The organism is Pullulanibacillus camelliae (assembly GCF_014642655.1).
In the GTDB taxonomy this organism is placed as follows: Bacteria; Bacillota; Bacilli; order Bacillales; family Sporolactobacillaceae; genus Pullulanibacillus; species Pullulanibacillus camelliae.
In genome coordinates this window covers 1-18665 of the sequence record NZ_BMIR01000018.1, presented here as the reverse complement: position 1 = coordinate 18665, position 18665 = coordinate 1, and the positions used below count along the sequence as shown (strand labels likewise).

Annotated in this window: 20 protein-coding genes and 2 pseudogenes; 1 reads left to right on the top strand and 21 read right to left on the bottom strand. The window is 40.2% G+C overall.

Going from position 1 to position 18665, the window contains the following annotated elements; genetic code table 11:
* Positions 1 to 8 precede the first annotated feature (8 nt).
* The 18 genes and pseudogenes from moaC to IEW82_RS15365 form a co-directional block, all read right to left on the bottom strand.
* Positions 9 to 494 (bottom strand): cyclic pyranopterin monophosphate synthase MoaC, encoded by a 486-nt coding sequence (gene moaC / locus IEW82_RS15445; RefSeq protein WP_188696417.1) that lies wholly within the window; start codon positions 492 to 494, stop codon positions 9 to 11.
* Between the two features lie 42 nt (positions 495 to 536).
* Entirely contained in the window at positions 537 to 1202 is a 666-nt protein-coding gene (gene modB, locus IEW82_RS15440; RefSeq protein ID WP_188696414.1) for a molybdate ABC transporter permease subunit, read from the bottom strand.
* A gap of 42 nt (positions 1203 to 1244) precedes the next feature.
* Entirely contained in the window at positions 1245 to 2018 is a 774-nt protein-coding gene (gene modA / locus IEW82_RS15435; protein WP_188696410.1) for a molybdate ABC transporter substrate-binding protein, read from the bottom strand.
* Positions 2019 to 2044: 26 nt separating this feature from the next.
* Positions 2045 to 3061 (bottom strand): ThiF family adenylyltransferase, encoded by a 1017-nt coding sequence (locus IEW82_RS15430; RefSeq protein ID WP_188696407.1) that lies wholly within the window; start codon positions 3059 to 3061, stop codon positions 2045 to 2047.
* A gap of 201 nt (positions 3062 to 3262) precedes the next feature.
* Positions 3263 to 4261, bottom strand: a complete 999-nt coding sequence (locus IEW82_RS15425; RefSeq protein WP_188696404.1) for a multicopper oxidase domain-containing protein — start codon at positions 4259 to 4261, stop codon at positions 3263 to 3265.
* Between the two features lie 683 nt (positions 4262 to 4944).
* Positions 4945 to 5625, bottom strand: coding sequence for a Crp/Fnr family transcriptional regulator (locus tag IEW82_RS15420; protein ID WP_229672665.1), 681 nt, complete (start codon positions 5623 to 5625; stop codon positions 4945 to 4947).
* Positions 5626 to 5825: 200 nt separating this feature from the next.
* Positions 5826 to 5945, bottom strand: coding sequence for a DUF2249 domain-containing protein (locus tag IEW82_RS15415; RefSeq protein ID WP_188696401.1), 120 nt, complete (start codon positions 5943 to 5945; stop codon positions 5826 to 5828).
* Positions 5935 to 6117: pseudogene (locus IEW82_RS20075) on the bottom strand (transposase); the annotation flags it as partial. The gene IEW82_RS15415 and the pseudogene IEW82_RS20075, both read right to left, overlap by 11 nt.
* A gap of 204 nt (positions 6118 to 6321) precedes the next feature.
* Positions 6322 to 7836 carry a nitrate/nitrite transporter gene (locus IEW82_RS15410; RefSeq protein ID WP_188696398.1) on the bottom strand — a complete coding sequence of 505 codons (1515 nt, stop codon included), beginning with the start codon at positions 7834 to 7836 and terminating at the stop codon, positions 6322 to 6324.
* Positions 7837 to 7870: 34 nt separating this feature from the next.
* A complete protein-coding gene (gene narI, locus IEW82_RS15405; RefSeq protein ID WP_188696395.1) occupies positions 7871 to 8557 on the bottom strand; it encodes a respiratory nitrate reductase subunit gamma in 687 nt (228 codons plus the stop codon).
* 232 nt (positions 8558 to 8789) lie between these two features.
* Positions 8790 to 9389: a nitrate reductase molybdenum cofactor assembly chaperone gene (gene narJ, locus IEW82_RS15400; RefSeq protein WP_188696391.1), complete on the bottom strand. Its 600-nt coding sequence runs from the start codon at positions 9387 to 9389 to the stop codon at positions 8790 to 8792.
* Positions 9390 to 9430: 41 nt separating this feature from the next.
* Positions 9431 to 10963 carry a nitrate reductase subunit beta gene (narH, locus tag IEW82_RS15395; RefSeq protein ID WP_188696388.1) on the bottom strand — a complete coding sequence of 511 codons (1533 nt, stop codon included), beginning with the start codon at positions 10961 to 10963 and terminating at the stop codon, positions 9431 to 9433.
* Positions 10953 to 14627, bottom strand: coding sequence for a nitrate reductase subunit alpha (locus IEW82_RS15390; RefSeq protein ID WP_188696386.1), 3675 nt, complete (start codon positions 14625 to 14627; stop codon positions 10953 to 10955). Before IEW82_RS15390 ends, narH begins: the two co-directional genes overlap by 11 nt.
* Complete coding sequence (locus IEW82_RS15385) at positions 14617 to 14907, bottom strand: hypothetical protein (RefSeq protein WP_188696383.1); 291 nt, start codon at positions 14905 to 14907, stop codon at positions 14617 to 14619. Before IEW82_RS15385 ends, IEW82_RS15390 begins: the two co-directional genes overlap by 11 nt.
* Before the next feature lie 15 nt (positions 14908 to 14922).
* Positions 14923 to 15222 (bottom strand): hypothetical protein, encoded by a 300-nt coding sequence (locus tag IEW82_RS15380; protein WP_188696380.1) that lies wholly within the window; start codon positions 15220 to 15222, stop codon positions 14923 to 14925.
* A gap of 31 nt (positions 15223 to 15253) precedes the next feature.
* Complete coding sequence (locus tag IEW82_RS15375; RefSeq protein ID WP_188696379.1) at positions 15254 to 15670, bottom strand: hemerythrin domain-containing protein; 417 nt, start codon at positions 15668 to 15670, stop codon at positions 15254 to 15256.
* A 46-nt stretch (positions 15671 to 15716) separates the two neighbouring features.
* A complete protein-coding gene (locus tag IEW82_RS15370; RefSeq protein ID WP_188696376.1) occupies positions 15717 to 15950 on the bottom strand; it encodes a ferredoxin family protein in 234 nt (77 codons plus the stop codon).
* 491 nt (positions 15951 to 16441) lie between these two features.
* Positions 16442 to 16741 carry a hypothetical protein gene (locus IEW82_RS15365; RefSeq protein ID WP_188696373.1) on the bottom strand — a complete coding sequence of 100 codons (300 nt, stop codon included), beginning with the start codon at positions 16739 to 16741 and terminating at the stop codon, positions 16442 to 16444.
* A gap of 73 nt (positions 16742 to 16814) precedes the next feature.
* On the opposite strand from IEW82_RS15365, the gene IEW82_RS15360 reads away from it, so the two are divergent.
* The gene (locus IEW82_RS15360) at positions 16815 to 17633 is read left to right on the top strand and encodes an SPL family radical SAM protein (protein WP_188696370.1); all 819 of its coding nucleotides are present in this window, start codon (positions 16815 to 16817) and stop codon (positions 17631 to 17633) included.
* 69 nt (positions 17634 to 17702) lie between these two features.
* Here IEW82_RS15360 and IEW82_RS15355 read toward each other — a convergent pair whose 3' ends face one another.
* From IEW82_RS15355 to IEW82_RS20070, 3 genes and pseudogenes are all read right to left on the bottom strand, one after another.
* Complete coding sequence (locus IEW82_RS15355) at positions 17703 to 18158, bottom strand: pyridoxamine 5'-phosphate oxidase family protein (RefSeq protein ID WP_188696366.1); 456 nt, start codon at positions 18156 to 18158, stop codon at positions 17703 to 17705.
* A gap of 62 nt (positions 18159 to 18220) precedes the next feature.
* Positions 18221 to 18445 carry a non-oxidative hydroxyarylic acid decarboxylases subunit D gene (locus IEW82_RS15350; protein ID WP_188696363.1) on the bottom strand — a complete coding sequence of 75 codons (225 nt, stop codon included), beginning with the start codon at positions 18443 to 18445 and terminating at the stop codon, positions 18221 to 18223.
* 12 nt (positions 18446 to 18457) lie between these two features.
* Positions 18458 to 18571: pseudogene (locus tag IEW82_RS20070) on the bottom strand (hypothetical protein); the annotation flags it as partial.
* Positions 18572 to 18665 lie beyond the last annotated feature (94 nt).

Sequence of the window (18665 nt, the reverse complement as noted above, 5' to 3'; positions counted from 1 at the left end):
TTTAGACTTTACATTTCTCGTTGATATGTCCCGCTTTTTCCACCTGTTTTTTGAAGCAAGAAGGTCGAGCCAATTCTCATTCCTTTATCGACAGCTTTGCACATATCATAGACTGTCAAGGCACATACAGATGCAGCAGTTAAAGCCTCCATTTCAACTCCTGTACTCCCTTTTGTTTCAGCCGTCACTAGAATCACCAATTGATACTCTTCATCGTCTCTCTCCCAATTAAACGTAATATCAATGCCACTTAGAAAGAGGGGATGACACAATGGAATAATATGGGCGGTTTGTTTTGCTGCCATAATTCCAGCAACCTGTGCAACAGCCAACACATCTCCTTTTTCATTGGTGTTATTGATTATTTTGTTATAGATATCTTGATTCACATGAATGCTTGACTGAGCGATTGCTGTCCGATAGGTTGACTGTTTATATGTAATGTCAACCATTTTTGCTCGTCCTTGCTCATTAAAATGTGTAAAAGTAGACATCAACTTATACTCCCTCCCATCCGCAGCATTAAACGGCTTGAATTAATACTTATAGCGCTTAAAACTATTTGTAATGACGAGTAAAATAAATGCGGTACAGATACTAATGAGCACATATAGGTAAGTCAGTCTGTTTTCACCTGATTCTATAGCTACATATATTGCTGTTGGAATGGTTTCCGTCTTCCCAGGTATATTACCTGCAAACATTAACGTCGCTCCAAATTCGCCTAGTGCTCTGGTAAAGCTTAATATTGCTCCTGTCATTAATGCTTTCCCTGCCATAGGCAGCATAATTTTTATTAATATACAAAGCTCTGATGCTCCATCAACCCTTGCGGCACCTATCACATCTTTACTAATTGACTCAAATCCGATATTTGCAGATTGGAACATGAGCGGAAAGGCTACCACACTGGCAGCAATGATATTAGCCCATGGGGTAAACATTAATGTTGTTCCCAATAGTTTTTCAAAGCATTGCCCCACTATACTATTGGTTCCAAAAAATAGGATTAATAGATAACCAACCACAGAGGGTGGAAGCACAAGAGGAAGCATGAACACGGTTTCCCAAACCAATTTCCCCTTGAATCGCTTTGATACAAATAAACGGGAAACACAAATACCGACAATAAACACAAGAATGGCAGCAACGACCGCGACTAAAAGTGATAGTTGAATGGGAAACCAAAAGCTATTTGTCATCTTCTCCCACCTGCTTAAAAAGAAAATTGCTTAACATGACTATTATTTTTTTGGAGAAGCAAAGCCATATTTTTTAAATATTTGCTGCGCTTTCGTTCCTTGTAAATAGTTCAAAAATGCTTTAGCTGCTGTTTTTTGTTTTGATCCTGAAACAACACCCGCATCATATATAATGGATGAATAAGCTGTAGGATTCACCTTTTCTACCACTTTAACCTTGTTGCTTACCAAAGCATCCGAATTATAAACGATGCCACCCTCAACGCTTTTTTCCTCTACCAATGTCAAAACATGTCTTACATCTTTTCCATAGACTAGATTTTCCTGCGCGTCTTTCCACAAATTGAGATGCGTTAAAGCTTCTTTTGCATAATCTCCTGCCGGGGCTGCCTTAGGCGTAGCGATGGCTAATCGCTTTTTCTCTTGAATCAATGATTTAAGATCTTTAGTATCTGATTGTTTTGGAGCAATGAGCACAAGAACATTTCCCAAAAAGGGCGTTGCCGTATCTGAAATAATTTTCTTATTTGCCACTAAAGCATTAACGTCAGACTCTGAAGCTGCTAAAAAAAGATCGACTGGAGCTCCCTGAGCAATTTGTTGCCGCAGTGTTCCAGAGCCGCCAAAATTAAAGTCTAATTGACTATCAGGGTGCTGGCTTTTATAAGCTTTTGCTATTTCCATCATACTGTCTTTCAAACTAGCAGCTGCCGATATCGTCAGTTCTTTTGAGCTATTTGCTTTATTCTCTTGTCCGCAGCCACTCGAAACTATTAGTGTAAAAGTGAGGATTATTGCTACAGCAATCCATTTCATATTTTTTTCATTGTTAACCTTCCTTATCAGCCTAAAAATTTATAATATAATCGCTTGGCCTCAGATATATCCTGAGTTCCATGTATGAGGACACGTCCATCTTTGAATATCACCATTTTTTGTGGATTAAAATCAATTGTCAGTAGATAGGGATTCCTTTGAACGACTAGCTCTTGCTTAGAAAACTTTTCCTCCAACTCTGTTAGATTGAATGAATAGGTTTCAGGTCGTCTTATTTGTACTGTATCCCTCCCGCATAATACTGTAGATTGCATCAGCTTGTTATATGACAAATAAGGATAGGTGGGCGCTTCACCACAGCTTGGACAGTCTTTATTTTTCACCTGACTCACATCAATTTCTTTATGAACGTTATTCCAAAGATCAAAAAATATAAGCTTTCTGCTTAATGCCTGCCAATCTTCCACTAAGATTTTTAATGCGTCAGTCATTTGATAGGCAACAACCATATTGACAGCTGAACTGATGACACCGATTGTATCGCATGTCTGAGCACTATGTATTGGAACACTCTTCCAAAGGCAGTTAAAGCATGGGGTCTGCCCAGGAACAATTGCAAAAGTGATACCAGAGCTTCCCACGCATGCCCCATAAATCCATGGAATGCTAAGCTTCTCAGCCACATCATTGATCATTAATCGGGTATCAAAATTATCTGTGGCATCTATGATTAACTGGACATGCTTAGCTTTACTCATGATTTCTTGAGAAGAAATATCCAACACATCTACATGTATTTTTACATTCGAATTAATCGCCTCTAATCTTTTTTTAGCCGCAATTGCTTTTGGTAATTGTTCCTTGGCATCTCGTTCGCAATATAACTGTTGGCGCTGCAGATTACTCATTTCAACATAATCACGATCAATAAGTGTAAGCTGACCTATTCCTGATCGAACAAGTGCTTCGGCAATACCCGAACCAAGTGCCCCAGCTCCAATGATCATGACATGCTTGCTGCTAATTTTTCCTTGCCCGCTTTCTCCTATAGGAGAGAACAAGATTTGTCTTGAATAGCGCATTATCTTTCACCACCTATTCTCTTGTCAAAAATCACTTGTTTGCGAAGAGCTTACGCTGTTCACCTTCAAATCCATTGCTTTCACAGGTCTTTCTCTCCCTGTGCTGCTATTCTAAAGAGATCTTTAGTGTAATACCGTGATAAAAGTCACATCGCTATTTGAATGGCATTAACAAAAAAGAAGATGCTCCAATCCGCCTGATTACTTAACATCAATATAAGCACTCGCTCCTTTTTCAGCATCACTCATTTGGTGTGAAAGAATCGTATAGCGCCCTGGTTTTTTCACAAGAAATTCAACAACGACGGATCCACTTGGCGGAACGGCAACTGTTTGTAGCCCTTTTAAATGATTGGATGGATTTCCATCAATATAAGCATCTTCTATAACGGTGCCAACAATATGTAATGCACTAAAATGATTAGGCCCCATGTTGGCAAAATAAAGGCGAATCCGTTCCCCAGCTTTTGCCTTGAACGGCTGCTCCTTTAAAGTAAAATCATCTCCATTCGTATGTCGGTCTCCTTTATAGAGTGCTTTGGTAGAAAAAACGACTTCTTCTGGATTGCCATTTAACATACTTGCATAATCGTTCTCTTTATACCACTCGTTCTGCAAGAGCACATAGCTTCGATCAACGATCGAGTCTGTCGGATAGCCACCCGTTGGCTTAACAAGTATGACGCCATACATACCGTTTCCCATGTGTTGCAGCATGGGCTGGGTCGCACAATGATACATAAACAAACCAGGATGATCTGCATGATAGGTAAAGGTCTTACTCTCTCCCGGATTGACATCTGTAAAAGAAGTGGAAGGTGCCGCTTGAACAGCATGTAGATCTATACTGTGTGGCATCATCTTATCCCGATTTGTAAGAGTCAAGTGGATGAGATCACCTTGATTGACAACAAGCAAAGGACCTGGTGCTTGCCCATTGAATGTCCAAGCCTTATAAGTGGCTGTTTTTGAAATCCTTATATTTGTCTCTTGGGCTGTCATTCCAATGTTAATCTCATGAGGACTCACTCTTTTAACTTTTACTGGCGTTGGCGGTTGACTCTTCCATTTATCCTCTTGGCTCATATGTTCCTTTTGATCGGGTGGGTTGGAATGGTTTGCGGCATTATGGCTTGTCCATACTACACATCCGATGATGATCAGAACAATGACTCCTATGATTAAAATTAATTTTTTCATCTATTCATCCCCTTATAACGCTAGAGAACACCCACATGTTTTTCATACGAATGCTAAGCACCTTCACTATATGCTTTTAAAAGGATAATGAATGTGATCTATTTCACAAAAGAAAAAGAATGAGTCGCTTACTGATATGTTCCTTTATGATTGTTGTTTATTAGGAAACTTGATTTATAGTTCACCGCTTCGCTAAGCAGCCTGATATTCGTGCTTTCTTACACTCACACACTTAGAGAGCACCAAGCTTTAAATGACGCAAGCCGAAGCCCGAGCTTATACAGCCTTCCGCGAAGTTATACATTCTGACGGTTAAGAAAAACCGGGCTTAAAGCTTGCCCGGTCCTTGTCTGGCTATAAGAGCATCATCCAATATGAAAGAGGTTCATTGCCTGATCAAGTGGATGGGAGCGCAAGACGCGAGATTCGGAACACTCTAAAATCATATGTTCCTCGAGCGCCGCTGACTCATGATGCGGAGACTAGAGTCCTGCGAGAGGTGGGAGATCGGTAAGACCTTAGCAGTGCGAAGGCGCGAGGAGGCTTACCACTCCCCCGCGGAAAGCGAGCGGCCTGAAGCGGAATCGCGCACCGTCCCCATGATCAGAAATTTTATACTTTCTGATCTTTATAAAAAAATCAGCTCCACTATAGTGAAACTGATCTTTTTATAATTTTATTTTTTATACACATTGTCGTAAACGCTCAATATCCCAAATGACAATTTTTTGACGATCGAAGTCTATGAGATTTTGTTTTTTTAAATCATTCAGGATACGGTTGATCGTTTCTCTTGACGTTCCAACAAGATTGGCAAAGTCTTGGTTTGTCATGGGAATTTCTAAGGTAACCTGGCCACTTTCAACCTTACCTGCTTCATCATTTAGCCGAATCAGCGTATGAATAATACGGTGCCGTACATCCTCAGAAATTAGTTCTTGAATTCTTTGTGACAATAATACAATCTTTTGCCCCATGATTCTCATGACCTTGATTGCAATCGCCGGATATTCCATGAGGAGTGCGTTAAAATCATCTAATCGTAGTGAGAGTAATTCGGCTTCTTTAATCACTTCTGCAGTGGCAGGATAAGGCCCTTCGTCAAAAAAGCCAACATGAGGAAACATTTCTCCACTTTGTAAAATATTAATGATTTGTTCATTCCCTTTTTCATTAACCTTAAAGGTCTTTATAGTACCAGAACAAATAAAATAAATGGCTTGTCGTTTTTCTCCTTCCATAAAAATAAACTCTTTTTTTCCATATACTCTTTCAGTCATAATGCTTGAAAGTCTCTGCAATTCACTATCCAGCAGCTCAGAAAAAATGGGTACTCTCCTCAAAACCTCGATGTGTTCTCCCATCTATCCACACCCTTTCAACTCATATAACCATCCGCATGTCATGGTATATCTACTTTACAAAAACGAGATTACACTTATTTGCTTTCGCTTAGCACTCCTGATATGATTTTCGATTCACCTATTTTTGAGGTAGCCGTAAGTCTATAGGTTTGAGATATCTAACAAAGATTTCCACGTTTGACAGCATCAGAAATCCTTCCTTAACATCTTTCAATAGAGACTCGCCAGACATCAGGACCGTTCTCAAGATACTCCCATTCAAAGGCCCCCTCTCGTTCTGCTTGCAGCTGGTAACGAAGTGGCCTCTTCTGTATCAGCATGGGTGGAATCCAAATCAAAGATGAGTGCCTCTGGCGCTCTATGTTGATGGACTTTGTCCAAAAATTCCTGATTGGCTTGATTTAATCCTTCAATCGATTGGTCATCAAATCGCCGAAAGAAGCGAGATAAACTCGGTTGAGAGGCCAACGCCTCTGTGCCAATGGGTTGTGTATGTGGTGATTTAACCTTATCAGAAACGGATTCTTTTTTCATTTATTTGATGCGTTGAAATTCAGAATAAACCACTTGATAGATAAGCCTTTTTACTGTGTTTTGGGAACTTCTATGAATAATCTAGGATTTAATTAATTATTATCGACATAACAGAAAAATAGAGTGTGGAGAATTTCTCCACGCTCTAAAAATGAAACATAATCACACTTTTTGCGGATTATTCCCTTCTATTTTTGAAACATCACTAAAGATACCTACAAACCCCTGCGGATCTCCTTGACTATCTTCAAGAGTATTGACAGTGAGCAGTTCCTGATAGATTTCTCCGCTTTTTCTTTTATTTATTATTTCCCCTTGCCAATTTCCTTTTTCTCTTAACGATGTCCAGAAGGTTTTATAGAAAGATTGATCTTGTTTGCCAGAACTTAAGATATTGACATTTTTTCCAGTAACCTCTTCTTCCCTATAACCTGTAACAAGAGTAAACGCACGATTCACACTCTGAATATGTCCATTTAAATCCGTCACCATAATCCCGTCTGCTGTTGAATCAACAATTTGTTTTGATAATTGTAATTTTTCTCGGTAAGCCATCCATATCACTAAGATAAAGCTAGCTAGAGCAGACTCAGATAATGCCATGAAGCCAATGGCGTAATGTCCTGTAATACCATACAGTGTTGTTAATATTAGAGGGGGAAAGAAGCCTCCAAGACCACCGGCAGCCGCAACAATCCCATTGACAATGCCCCCTTGCTTTGAAAAGTGAAGCGGCACCAATTTAAATACCGCACCATTTCCTATTCCAGCACAGACAGCAATCGTTAAACAGCCTACGGTGAACAAAGGTAAATTTAAACTAAAAGAAAGTAGAACACCAGATAGTGTCAATCCTGCAAATATGAACATGAGAACACCATAAGGGTTAAACTTATCTGATAAATATCCCCCAACCGGTCGAATCAGTGTAGCGATCACTATAAAACCAGCGGTGCGAATTCCGGCATCCACTTTAGAAAGATCAAGGCTCGATACTAAAAAGTTAGGTAAATAAACCGTAAAAGCAACAAATACTCCAAATGTAATAAAATAGAAGATACTTAAAAACCAAAGCTTTTCATTTTTATATACACCTTTAAACTGCTCAGATAGAGAATGCTTCTCTCTCTTTTCTTTATTATCACCAAAAATAAAGTTAAGTGCTGCAAATACAATAAGTAGAATAAGGCAAAGTCTAACTGTTATATTCCACCCTACTATACTAGCAAGTATTGGAGCAAAGAAAGTTGTAACAGCTGTTCCGAGGTTACCTACACCATATATACCATTTATCGTGCCATGTTTTTCTTTCGGAAAGTATTTTGGAAGTGATGTAACACCAATAGAAAAGGTGGCCCCACCAACACCCAATAAAAAACCACTAATCATTAGATCCAAAAAGGAGTGTGCATAACTCAGATAGGCGACAGGAACTAATAGAATGATAAAGCTAAAAACGAATAGAGATCTCGAGCCGAATCGATTCGTATAAAACCCAATAGGCACTCTTAATATTGAACCAAGAATAACTGGAATGGCTGTGACCCAAGAAGCTTGAGTCGGTGTTAATTGGATATCTCCTTTTATATTTGGAAGTAACGATGAAATGAGCACCCACATCATAAAAGCTACAGTTAAACTTATGGTCTGAAGTGGTAATTGAATGCTTTTCTTCATAAGGATTTCCCCTTTGATTTTCTTAAAATACCTTTTATCTTTTAAAATTTGAGCGTGACCGATATTGCTGAGGCGCACGCATTGGATAATGTACAGGTAAACTGTAGAAATGGATCAACCGTGTAAAAGGAATTGAAGCAAAGAGTCCAAAGGCAGTTAACACATGTAGCTTAAAGATAAAAGGCACATGTTTCATCAATTCGTAATTAGGTTGAAAGAGAAATAAGCTACGGAACCATGGACCTATCGTGGCCCGATATTCATATTCGACAACCGTCGTATTATAGATAATGGTCATATAAGCCCCAATACCTGCGACAACAATTAAGGCAATGACGATGAAAAAGTCAGCAAATGTTGCATGGACGCGTACTTTATCAATGGTTATTTTGCGAATCAGCAATATCACCAAACCAACAATAACCATCAAACCAGCGAATCCACCGCCAATTATTCCACCAGCATGATACATTTCGCTTGTGATTCCAAAATACTCATAAACGTTGATTGGAACCAAAATCCCCATAACATGACCGACGATTGCAAAAACAATTCCATAATGAAAAAGAGGAGAGCCAATGCGCAGCCATTTTTTCTCAAAAAATTCTGTTGATGGTGCTGCCCATGTTAGTTGTCTAAATGCATACCGGTAGAGAACCCCTACAATCATGATTGCAAGTGAAATATAAGGAAATATGACCCACCAAAATATTCCTGACATTGTTGACATTCCTTCCATCAATGAAGAGCACAAACGTTATGACACCTGGCAAAACCCAAAATCCCCTTCAGTCCACTTGGAAAGCATAAAAGTTCTGCTGAAGCGATGATGGAGAAAATACACGAACAATTAGACTTGCATCACTAGCCTTTGCGACAAGTCAAGCTGTTCTAACGCACAGGTATAGAAAAAACATGCCATTTAGCGCTGTTCAGATTTTACTTTTTTCAACTCACCCATACATTAAAGGGTAAGGCATTTCTTCTAAATCCGCCTCTTCGCGTTTAGACTCGAGTTCAGCGAGTTCCTCTTTTGTTGGTATCTCAAAAACATCGGTCATTAGACAATCGAATATAGGTAAATACGGGCTCACATCCATCAGTTCATTTCTTATTCTCTGAGAGGCATAAGCCAGTCTTTTAGTCAGACGCTGAGTCTTGGTTGTTTCTTCTGCAACCGCAAGAAATTCAAAAAGCATGGGCATATAATCCGCTAACTCACCATCTTCACGCTCAAACCCCGCCTCATTAATGATTTTTTGCAATTTAATCATTGCCGCACCGCGTTTACGACTATCTCCCAACTCATGGGCGGTTAAATACAGATTTGTTTTTTCTTTCAAATCAAAAGTCGATACATAAAGCTCCCTTAATGCATTTAACGGATATGCTTTTACAGCGCTCACCCTGTCTTCCACTTCTTGATATAGATTAGAAGGAATTTCTAATTGAATAAGCTCTAGTAAGCTATTGATATCTTCTAAAAAGGATTTATCTGGATAACTTAAAATTCGCGAACATAAGAGTAAAATAACTCGAGCACTTTGATCCATTTGTTAACCTTCTTTCCCTACATGTAATACCGCAAAAGGCTTTATAAAGTGCTAAAAGCTGATCCGGTAAATTTAATCGCTGGAGCTTTGCCCTTGCCATTATGAAGAAGGCCTTCAGGTGGAGCGAGTTCCTCAAGACTACATGCCCCTTGTTCATAATGAAGATCGTCCTTCATTTCTCGACGGCCAGTCGGAACGACAAAGCGTTCGTCATATTTAGCAACAGCCAATAAACGCGCCATGTCTTCTATCTCTTCAATACTCAATCCCGCTTCTTTCATTAACTGACTATGTTTAAAGGCATCGATATCTCCCAAGCTTTTCCCTCGCATATGAACACGCATCGCTGTGAGTTTCATTAATACCTTACGTATTACTTTGACATCACCAGCAGTTAAAAGTGAAGCCAAGTATTCTTGAGGAATACGCATTTGATCAACAGCAGGGATATAGGCATCTGTTGACAGCTCATCTTCGTTTTGAATATGGTTCATCATCGGGCTTAGCGGTGGTACATACCAAACCATTGGTAATGTGCGATATTCTGGATGAAGTGGAAGGGCAATCTTCCATTCCATTGCCATTTTATAAACGGGAGAATTTTGTGCGCCTTGAATCCATTGCTCATTTATTCCCTGTCTCCTTGCTTCTTCAATGATCTCAGGGTCGTAAGGGTTAAGAAAGACAGACAGCTGAGACTCGTAAAGCTCTTTTTCATCAGTTACCGATGCTGCTTCCTTAACCTTATCTGCATCGTATAACATCACACCAATATAGCGGATTCTTCCAACACAGGTTTCCGAGCATACAGTTGGAAGCCCTGCTTCTATTCTTGGATAACAAAAATTACATTTTTCTGCTTTATGAGTATTCCAGTTATAGTAAACTTTATGGTACGGACAGCCACTCATGCAAAAGCGCCAACCACGACAGGCTTCTTGATCCACTAAGACAATCCCATCCTCATCCCGCTTATAAAGCGCGCCTGAAGGACAAGAGGCGACACAAGCTGGATTTAAACAATGCTCACATATTCTTGGCAAGTACATCATAAACGTTTTTTCTAATTCCATGGAAATGTGTTCCTGCAAGTTTTGAAGATTTGGATCATGGGGAACAATTTCTCGTCCGCCGGCCAAATCATCATCCCAGTTTGGTCCCCATTCAGGCTTATCCATGAATTTTCCTGTGAGCATAGACTTAGGACGACCGACCGGTAAGTTTTTACTTTTAGGGCTATGAATTAAATGATCAAAATCATAGGTCCAAGGTTCGTAAAAGTCCTCTGTATTTGCCATATTAGGATTGTAGAAAATATTAGCTAGTTTATTGAGGGCTCCACCAGCGCGTAGCTTTAATTTGCCATTTTTCAGCGTCCAGCCCCCTTTAAAACGGTCGCGATTCTCCCATTCCCTTGGATAACCTACACCCGGCCGCGTTTCAACATTGTTGAACCACATATATTCTGTACCCGGACGATTCGTCCAGGTATTTTTACAAGTGACAGAACACGTGTGACATCCAATACATTTATCAAGATGCATAACCATACTTACCTGTGCTTTAATTCTCAAGCCAATCAACCTCTTTCAACGGACGAATTATCGTGACTGTATCTCTTTGGTTCCCTGTTGGGCCATAATAATTAAATCCATAACTCAGCTGTGAATAGCCACCAATCATATGTGTTTGTTTAGGTGTAATTCTCGTCACACTATTGTGTGTCCCACCGCGTTTCTTATTGGAAGTCCCCGGTACCCCCATTGTTCTGTCTTGAGCATGATACATATAGGCGATACCCTCAGGAATGCGATAAGTGACAATTGCTCGGGCAGCAACAGCACCGTTCCGGTTATAAACCTCAATCCAATCATTATCTTTAATCCCAATGGATTCTGCATCTTTTTCATTCATCCATACAACCTGCCAACCCCGAAATAGGTTCGACATATTGGTTGTGTCAGTGAACATCGTATGAATCCCCCATTTTTGATGCGGTGTGAGATAACGTACGGTCACTGATTTTCCATTCTCCTCCAAAGGTGTCTCTTCAGACATAAACGGGACGAAGTAAAGAGGAGGGAGATATAATGGAAGCCCCTCACCAAAATCAAGCATGACCTCATGATCTAAATAGAAGCTCTGACGTCCTGTTAATGTGTGCCATGGAAGATTGTACTCGACATTGGTTGTAAACGGTGAATAACGCCTGTTATCCTTTTCCATTCCACTCCACACTGGCGTGGATATGGCCTGTCGTGGTTGCGCAGTGAGGTCTAACAATGTATAAGCACTCTCTTCATGTCCCATAGCAATGTCTTCAAGGTGCTGTCCAGTTTTAGCTTCAAGTGATTTCCATCCCTCTACTGCCCGTTTCCCATTTGTTGCTCCTGACATGAGCAATATTGCCTCAATTGCCTTTTTATCTGTAAATAAATCGGGCGCTCCCTTAGCAAGACCTTCATGTTTTGAAGAGCCAAGTCGCTCAAGCAATTCTTTATAAACTTTGTCACCAGGCAGTTTTATCCCCTTCGTTCCATAGCCCTGTTTCAGATTAGGACCAATAGATATAAATTGCTGATAAACATTGGGGTAATCTCGTTTCACAACGTTAAATTTCGGCAGCGTTTTTCCTGGGATTGCTTCGACTTCTCCCGAACGCCAATCCAATACTTTACCATTAGCCTGAGCGATCTCATCAATACTATCGTGGCCGAGCGGACTCATCACTACATCCTCACAACTTGGTAGATGGTCCTTGGCGAGCTCAGAAAAAACTTTTGCAATTTCTCGAAAAGCATCCCAATCACTCTTCGCTTGCCATGGAGGTGAAATGGCTGCGTTAAATGGATGGATAAATGGATGCATGTCCGTGCTGCTAATATCGTGTTTTTCATACCAAGTCGCAGCTGGAAGAACAATGTCAGAGTAAAGCCCTGAGCTTGTCATTCTAAAATCTAAGCTGACAAACAAATCCACCTTGCCTTTAGGAGCTTCTCCATTCATATTGATCGTCTCAGGTTGCCAAGAATGCGTCGTATCCGTTAAAATCTGGTCCTCGGCGCCAATGAGATGTTTTACAAAATATTCTTGTCCTTTTCCACTATCACCAAGGAGATTAGATCGCCAATTAAAAAATACTTTCGGGAAATTTCTAGGATCATCTGGATTCTCAATGGCCCAATCCACTTCTTCGTCTTTAATTTTTTGTGCCATATACTTAGAAATGTCCTCTTCTGTTTCGGCGCCTTGTTCTTTTGCTTCCCTAACGAGATCTAACGAGTTCTGCGTAAACTGTGGGAAAGAAGGTAACCATCCCAGTCGCGCAGACATAGCATTAAAATCAGCGGGATGCATTTTATTAAAGCGGCCACCCCAAGCGGTCTGTTCTTTACTTTGTGGGTATTCATAACGATATTGGTCGGTCGCAAAATAAAAGAATGATGTCCCATTTTGAAAACGGGGAGGTTTGACCCAATCATTTGCAAACGCAATTTGTTGGAAGCCTTCAAGTGGCCTTACTTTTTCTTGACCAACGTAATGCGCCCAGCCTCCACCATTCACCCCTTGGGTTCCTGTGAGCAATACGATGTTTAAAATACAACGATAAATTTGATCACTATGATACCAATGGTTTGTTCCTCCACCCATTGCAATCATTGATTTTCCATTGGTTTTCTCCGCATTTGCTGCAAATTCTTTGGCCACTTGGATAACATGTGACCTATTAACCCCTGTAATCTTTTCCTGCCATGCAGGTGTATAAGGTTTTAAATCATCATAGTCTTTTGGATAATCCCCAGGTAGGCCTCGATTTACACCTGTGTGTGCCATCATTAGGTCAAATACTGTTGTTACTTTAAGTCCTGCACCATTCTTATCTTTAAGATGTTTAACAGGGACTCCCCTGACTACCGTTTCCCCCTGCTTCTCTGCAAAATAAGGAAATTCGACAAGCACTGACTCATCAGCATTTTCTATAAAGGTCAACTGCGGGTTTATTTTTTGACCATTCTTCTCTAATTCAAGATTCCAATTGTCTTTATTATCCCATCTAAACCCTTGACTCCCATTTGGTATGGCGGGCACATCCTTGTCTTCATCCCAAACAACGGTCTTCCACTCGGACAACTCTTGATCATTTCCAATATCTGAGGCACGAAGAAAATTCCCAGAGCGATAGCCATTTGTTGTTTCTTCCAATCTCACTAAAAAGGGGAGATCTGTATATTTTTTTACGTAATTATTGAAATAAGGTGTTTGTTTTTTAACATAAAATTCATTTAAAATGACATGAGTCATCGCCATTGCCAAAGCACCATCAGTGCCAGCTTTTGCAGGTAACCACATATCAACAAATTTATCTGATTCAGCATAATCAGGGCTAATCCCTACCACTTTGGTGCCGTTATAACGCGATTCAACCATAAAATGTGCATCAGGAGTACGTGTTTGTGGCAAATTTGTTCCCCAAATAATAAAGTATTTAGAGTTATACCAATCGCCACTCTCTGGAACATCCGTTTGATCTCCCCAGACTTGAGGAGAAGCTGGCGGTAAATCAGCATACCAATCGTAGAAACTGAGTATGGTTCCCCCTAATAAAGACAAAAAACGCGTTCCTGAAGAATAACTCACCATGGACATCGCTGGAATCGGGCTAAAGCCTACCACACGATCCGGTCCATACTTTTTGATGGTATGAATGGTTGAGGCCGCAATAATTTCACAGACTTCTCGCCACTCTACTCGAACGAATCCACCCTTTCCCCTTGAAGATACATAGGCTTCTCTTTTTTGTGGATTGGAGACGATGTTTTCCCATGCCTGAACAGGATCATTGCCCCCTCCACGTTCCTTTTTCCATATTTGATATAAGTCACCACGGATGTAAGGATATTTCACACGCGAAGGGCTGTATGAATACCAAGAGTAACTGGCGCCTCTTGGACATCCCCGTGGTTCATAATCGGGAAAATTAGGTCCTGTCGTTGGATAATCGGTTTGTTGGGTTTCCTCAGTTATAATTCCATCCTTAACATAAACCTTCCAGCTACATGAACCTGTGCAGTTTACCCCATGAGTGGAGCGAACAATCTTATCATGTTGCCAGCGTCGTCTATAAATATCCTCCCAATCCCGAGAGCGGGGACTTTCTTCTGTCCAACCCTCATTAATTTTTTGACCGTGTTTAAGGTGTTTCAGCGTCTGCCACAGTTTATTAGATTTATAGGCCATTGGAACGATCCCCCTTGTGTATGTCAGCTAAAGGATTATAGGTCTCTCCAACCAATCTGAAGGCCTTTTTATTGGAAAGAAGTTGTCTTCCAAACGTCTCCCAGTTTGGAGCATTCGCGGCAGCTAGAATGAGACTTTGTAACATATCGAGTTGATCGATAGATTCGATTGCTTCGATAACATCTGGAGCCAGTCTACCAAAACGCATACTAAGCAAAGTGATTAAGTCCTCCCGATCCTGGTCCAGCATTTCACTATTTTCAGCATCATTATTAAACATGTTTTCCTCCAATAATTAGGGCTTCATCATTTTATAGTAATCAGCCATTAGCATTCTCTTACACGCTGCTACTATCTCTTCAAGATAGCTAATATCCTCATCGGCGAGTTTATTCGTACGATTTTTTTTGAAGAGATGCGTGCTGCTTTGAAGAAATTGTTCTCCATAACGAATGATTACTAATACCCCCTCACTTTGTTTCACAGCACTTAGTTCGATATCATAAGGATGAATGTGTGCCTTTTTAAATTCATCAATAAGTATTGAATAAAGACTTGGTGAAATAACTCTTAATGAGCGTTCATTATGTGCCATATCTACCCCTCACTTCATGCATGTCGCGGCGTTACTCCTCTGGTAAAACCGTTTCTTCCAAGTGATTATGCAACTCGTCAACAATGATAAGAGCATAAAATCTTTGTACAACTTCCTTACAGGCCCCCTCATTAGCTAAAAGCTCCTTAATTTGTGCGACTAATTCCCGAAGTAATGCATGATCACGAATAAGTGCAGTGATCTCATCTTGTAATTCAGGTGAAGCATTAGCTATCTCTTTATAGAGCCCTTCTTCCTCGGATTCAGCATGTTTTAATGTGCGCGTTTCCCAATGCTCAAGTGTTACGTAAGCTGTTTCTAATGCCTTGTCTAATTCTTCTTTTCTTAATAGTTCATCAAGTAATTCCGTTAATTCTCTTGCTTCATTCAAAGCCGCTTCATGTATTGAGGCGTGGCTCGATTTGTGTCTCAAAGCCGGTCCAGACATATGACTATCTCCTTTTCTTTAATTTCAGCATCCTTATCCATCAATGTCATTTGAAAAAGTCAGCATTTAATTGAATAAACTGCTTCTCTTCTTCAGGTACCTCTTCTTCTGGATAAATAGCGTCAACAGGACAAACTGCTTCACACGCACCGCAATCGATACATATTTCTGGATCAATGTAATACATCTCTTTCCCCTCTTGAATACAATCAACAGGACAAACTTGTACGCATTCCGCGGCTTTCTCTCCTATACAAGGAGAAGTAATAACAAAAGCCAAGCTTTCATCCCCTTTTTAGTACATCATCATTTCATTCTTGAAACTTAATCAATAAAAGTAGTTATAGTAATTAAGCTCCATAAAGCCTACCTTGTACCCTCCATAAATAATGTCAACTTCTCAAGGCACTTAAAATGTATTTACAATGCTATATTAGCTACCATTTCTCTTTAAATTTGTGCGCTAAGTCACTTAATACATGAACATCCTGTGAATTAAACCATCATTAATAAATTAAATCGCTTTATGTGAACACAAAAAAATAAGCACGCTCAAAGGAGAAGTGCTTATAAATATAAATCATCTAGATCCTGATTATTCATACTATATTTTCGTATGGTAGAGGCTAGATGCATATTCTTCTTGAAGGTTATGTAATAGATGAATGCTCTCTACTGTTTTTTTATTCAAACAATATAAGAATGCTTCGGCCTGCTGGTCATTTGAGCCTATAGCATCATATACTTTATCGAGTTGATTGTGAAATATTTCTAAAGGAGAGCAAATGTGTTTAAAGGCGTTAACTGACCGATGGCTGTCAGTTTCATTTTCTTATACCAAGATAAAAAACGATGATTTTCCGCTCTCACCTTGCTCAATTGTTCAATGGGATGATAACCAAGTAATGCATTATAAGCCCACCAATGATAAAGCGCATGCTCAGTTTGTAAAATGCGAATGATTTGTTCTGGTGTTGGCTCTTGTATCGATTCAACCGTTCGAAGCCGTCTCTTGACCTTTGAGCTAAGTATTAGCCGCTCATGACCTATTCTAGCTTTCGAGTTGACCACGGCTTAAATAAATGTTATTATAAAAGGGGAACAAATTTTCCTATTTCATTCAAAAAGTTTAGGAGAAAAGGCAATGAAAAAGCTGATCACCCATAAAAAACCCAAAACGATCTTAACACCAACAAAAGGATTCTTAGAAGGCTACTCACATTCCTTAAATCCCTACATGGGCTGCGTTTTTGGTTGCTCTTATTGCTACGTGAGACAGATGCCTGTAGCTTGGTTTAGAGAAGAAAAATGGGGAACTTGGGTAGATGTGAAAGTTGAAGCAGCCTCGCTTCTACAAAAGGAGATGCAACGCGCTAGACAAAAGGGAAAAGTGACTGTATTTATGTCATCAAGCACCGACCCCTACCAGCCACTTGAGCATAAAGAAAATATTACGCGTTCACTCCTAGAGTGTCTCACTCATAATCAGCCGGATTTCTTATTTGTACAGACGAGAAGCCCTTTAGTGACAAGAGATCTTGATCTTTTTCTAGCATTCGAGGACAGGATCAGGATCAGTATGACCATTGAGACAGACATGGATGAAATCCGTAAGATCTTCACCCCTGGCGCCCCGCACATTCCGGCTCGATTAAAGGCGCTAAAAAAGCTAGCAGAGGCTGGCTTACCCGTGCAAGCAACCATTGCTCCGCTTTTGCCCTTTAGTAAAGCATTTCCAAAAACTTTAAAAGCCATTGTAGGGCGGATTTGTATTGACGACTATTTCATGGGGGACGGTCAACATGGCCAACGTACCAAACGCTTAGGCATAAAAAAATATTATCAACGATTAGGGCTCACGCAATGGTACAGCCCTACTGCATATCTACAAGCTATTGATGTTTTTAAAACAGTGTTTGCTGACACGCAAATTTTTATCAGTCAACAGGGGTTTTTACCTTGAATTTATCGTTACTCATCTAAGCAAAGAAATCTAAAGTCTTCCCTTAGGTCTTGTCTTGCCTTCTCACCTTCATTTCAATAATTCTTCTAGCGTCTCCTGCCAACGGATCAGCACTTCTTCACTATTCTTCAATTGGATTTGAACACCTGAGGTAATATCAGCATATTTCGCTGTATCCACTCTTAACTCTGTAAGATGAGCAATGAAGCGTTTTAAGGGATATTTAGGATCAGTGAGCTCAGGTAATGGCTGGAGGTCAAGTGTTAAATAACACGCTTTGCCATTATAAAATACTACAAGCATAGCTTTCCCGGTTCTGGTAATATTGCCGGTTGTTAAGGAATTCGGCCACAATGCCAGTCTTAAAGTGTCATCACTTATCGCAACCACTTCTCCGACACTAACCATTGCGGTATGAGGATAACCAGCTTTTGAAACGGACAAGAGCATCATGGCTTCATGCTGCTTGCTATGTAGATCCTGACCATTGAATAGACCATAAAGCTCACGAGGTAACTTTGCCATTAGACATTCTCCTTTATGTAAATAGGTCAGTCTCTATTAAAAGACTGACCGCATGATATTAATTATTTGATCCGTTCAGGAATAGGTGGCACATTGGCCGCGTTAGGAATGTCGGCTGGATCAATCTTAAAGGCCTTCTTATATTTCTCTGGATTGGTAATCGTCTCGGGTTCTGTTGAACGCCATGTAAAAATACAGACAGGACAGAGATAGACCTCCCAAGCTCCTTTGACCGGTGATTCCGCAACCTTATTTGCTTCTGATTCGCACCGTGGGCAAATATGCATATCGAACACTCCTTATTTTTGTTTATTCATTAAGTCAGTTAAAATCTTTTCCCATTTATCTACATCTAATGGCGCATCAAGAGGTTGAGAATAATGGCCCCTTGTCTCTGGCGCTACGGTATGTGTAAAATAGTTCTCGGTGGTATTTCTACAAAATCCTAGCCAAAAAAGAAGAGGCACTCTATCATAAATGTATGCCTACCAGAGCAAATACATCGTA

What these genes read in the sequence shown, in the direction of transcription:
- moaC (WP_188696417.1), bottom strand. Translation starts at nt 494, where the DNA reads ATGTCTACTTTTACACATTTTAATGAGCAAGGACGAGCAAAAATGGTT.
- modB (WP_188696414.1), bottom strand. Translation starts at nt 1,202, where the DNA reads ATGACAAATAGCTTTTGGTTTCCCATTCAACTATCACTTTTAGTCGCG.
- modA (WP_188696410.1), bottom strand. Translation starts at nt 2,018, where the DNA reads ATGAAATGGATTGCTGTAGCAATAATCCTCACTTTTACACTAATAGTT.
- IEW82_RS15430 (WP_188696407.1), bottom strand. Translation starts at nt 3,061, where the DNA reads ATGCGCTATTCAAGACAAATCTTGTTCTCTCCTATAGGAGAAAGCGGG.
- IEW82_RS15425 (WP_188696404.1), bottom strand. Translation starts at nt 4,261, where the DNA reads ATGAAAAAATTAATTTTAATCATAGGAGTCATTGTTCTGATCATCATC.
- IEW82_RS15420 (WP_229672665.1), bottom strand. Translation starts at nt 5,625, where the DNA reads ATGGGAGAACACATCGAGGTTTTGAGGAGAGTACCCATTTTTTCTGAG.
- IEW82_RS15415 (WP_188696401.1), bottom strand. Translation starts at nt 5,945, where the DNA reads ATGCTGATACAGAAGAGGCCACTTCGTTACCAGCTGCAAGCAGAACGA.
- IEW82_RS15410 (WP_188696398.1), bottom strand. Translation starts at nt 7,836, where the DNA reads ATGAAGAAAAGCATTCAATTACCACTTCAGACCATAAGTTTAACTGTA.
- narI (WP_188696395.1), bottom strand. Translation starts at nt 8,557, where the DNA reads ATGTCAGGAATATTTTGGTGGGTCATATTTCCTTATATTTCACTTGCA.
- narJ (WP_188696391.1), bottom strand. Translation starts at nt 9,389, where the DNA reads ATGGATCAAAGTGCTCGAGTTATTTTACTCTTATGTTCGCGAATTTTA.
- IEW82_RS15390 (WP_188696386.1), bottom strand. Translation starts at nt 14,627, where the DNA reads ATGGCCTATAAATCTAATAAACTGTGGCAGACGCTGAAACACCTTAAA.
- IEW82_RS15385 (WP_188696383.1), bottom strand. Translation starts at nt 14,907, where the DNA reads ATGTTTAATAATGATGCTGAAAATAGTGAAATGCTGGACCAGGATCGG.
- IEW82_RS15380 (WP_188696380.1), bottom strand. Translation starts at nt 15,222, where the DNA reads ATGGCACATAATGAACGCTCATTAAGAGTTATTTCACCAAGTCTTTAT.
- IEW82_RS15375 (WP_188696379.1), bottom strand. Translation starts at nt 15,670, where the DNA reads ATGTCTGGACCGGCTTTGAGACACAAATCGAGCCACGCCTCAATACAT.
- IEW82_RS15360 (WP_188696370.1), top strand. Translation starts at nt 16,815, where the DNA reads ATGAAAAAGCTGATCACCCATAAAAAACCCAAAACGATCTTAACACCA.
- IEW82_RS15355 (WP_188696366.1), bottom strand. Translation starts at nt 18,158, where the DNA reads ATGGCAAAGTTACCTCGTGAGCTTTATGGTCTATTCAATGGTCAGGAT.
- IEW82_RS15350 (WP_188696363.1), bottom strand. Translation starts at nt 18,445, where the DNA reads ATGCATATTTGCCCACGGTGCGAATCAGAAGCAAATAAGGTTGCGGAA.